1 protein-coding gene is annotated in these 1,757 nt (G+C 69.8%); it reads right to left on the minus strand.

Annotated features, from left to right (window positions below; all coding sequences use genetic code 11):
- A partial coding sequence (gene nadB, locus AC1D12_RS32590; RefSeq protein ID WP_477845275.1) for an L-aspartate oxidase occupies positions 1-1,462 on the minus strand: 1,462 nt, incomplete at its 3' end.
- Positions 1,463-1,757: the final 295 nt, after the last annotated feature.

The following is a 1,757-nucleotide window of genomic DNA, read 5'->3' on the forward strand; positions in this document are numbered from 1 at the left end:
CCAGCAGGTCGCGCGTGACGCGGAAGTTCGCGTAGTAGTCGTCGATCTCGCTGCGCAGCAGGTCGATGCGATGCAGCGCCCGCTCCAGCCGCTTCGTGGTGCGCACGATGCCGACGTAGTTCCACATCAGCAGGCGCAGCTCGTCCCAGTTGTGCGCGATCACCACCTGCTCGTCGGCATTCTCGACCTGGCTCTCGTCCCAGTCCGGCAGTTCGGGCTGCTCGCTCGGCGCGTGCTCGAGGATGTGGTCGGCGCAGGTCTTGCCGAGCACCACGCATTCCAGCAGCGAGTTGCTGGCCAGCCGGTTCGCGCCGTGCAGCCCGGTGTAGGTCGTCTCGCCGACCGCGTACAGCCCCGGCAGGTCGCTGCGCCCGTGCAGGTCGGAGACGACGCCGCCGCAGGTGTAGTGCGCCGCCGGCACCACGGGAATCGGCTGCGTCGTGATGTCGATGCCGAGCTTCAGGCAGCGCGCGTAGATCGTCGGGAAGTGTTCCTTCAGGAACGCCGCGCCCAGGTGCGTCGCGTCGAGCAGCACGTAGTCGACGCCATGCTTCTTCATCTCGAAGTCGATCGCGCGGGCCACGATGTCGCGCGGCGCCAGCTCGCCGCGCGGGTCGTGCGCCTGCATGAAGCGCGTGCCGTCGGGCAGCAGCAGGTGGCCGCCCTCGCCGCGCAGCGCCTCGGTGATCAGGAAGCTGCGCTCCTGCGGGTGGTACAGGCAGGTCGGGTGGAACTGGATGAACTCCATGTTGCCGACGCGGCAGCCGGCCCGCCACGCCATCGCGATGCCATCGCCGGTGGAGGTGTCGGGGTTGGTCGTGTAGCGGTACACCTTGCCGGCGCCGCCGGTGGCCATCACGACCGCCGACGCCGCCAGTGTCTCGACGCGCTGGCGGTCGATGTCGAGCGCGTAGATGCCGTAGCAGCGCGGCAGCTCGTCGCGCTTCAGGTGGCGCGAGGTGATCAGGTCGACCGCCATCCAGCGCTCGAGCATCCGGATGTTCGGGTGGCGCTTCACCTCGGCGAGCAGCACGTCGTGGATCGCCTTGCCGGTGGCATCGGCGGCATGCGCGATGCGGCGCACCGCGTGGCCGCCTTCGCGCGTCAGGTGCAGGCCGAGCGGGCCCTCGGGATCGGGCGAGAACGGCACGCCGCGCTCGACCAGCCATTCGATCGCCTGCGCGCTGTGCTGCGCGATGAAGCGCGCGGTGTGCTCGTCGACCAGGCCGGCGCCGGCGTCCTGCGTGTCGCGCACATGGGAATCGATGCTGTCGTCGGTGCCGAGCACGCCGACGATGCCGCCCTGCGCCCAGGCGGTCGCGGCCTCGTCGAGGTTGCGCTTGGCCAGCACGACCACCGGCCGGGTCTGCGCGATGTGCAGCGCGACGGTCAATCCCGCCAGGCCCGCGCCGACGATCACGACCGGCAGGGAGGAAACAGCTTCAGCGCGCGACGAGGCCATGAGGCGGACGCAGAGTGGGAGACGGGCGATTCTATCGGCGCCCCCCTGCACCCCTGGGCGCCCATGGCAAATGCGCGGCCGCGCGTCAAGCCCCAAGTCGGCGGAGAAAGGCGTGGTTTTTTGCGACCTTTGCCCCTGTCACATCCTGAAACAAGCTCCTACACTGCCCCGTCAGGTTCATCCCCAGCAGCAAGTCCCCATGTCGAGCATTCCCCCTTCTTCCACCGACGCTGCATTCGCGCAGGGCGACGCCGCCGACGGCTGGCAGGCCACGCGCGCGCAGACCGTGGTGGCC

Source organism: Rhizobacter sp. P1_G5, assembly GCF_056405435.1.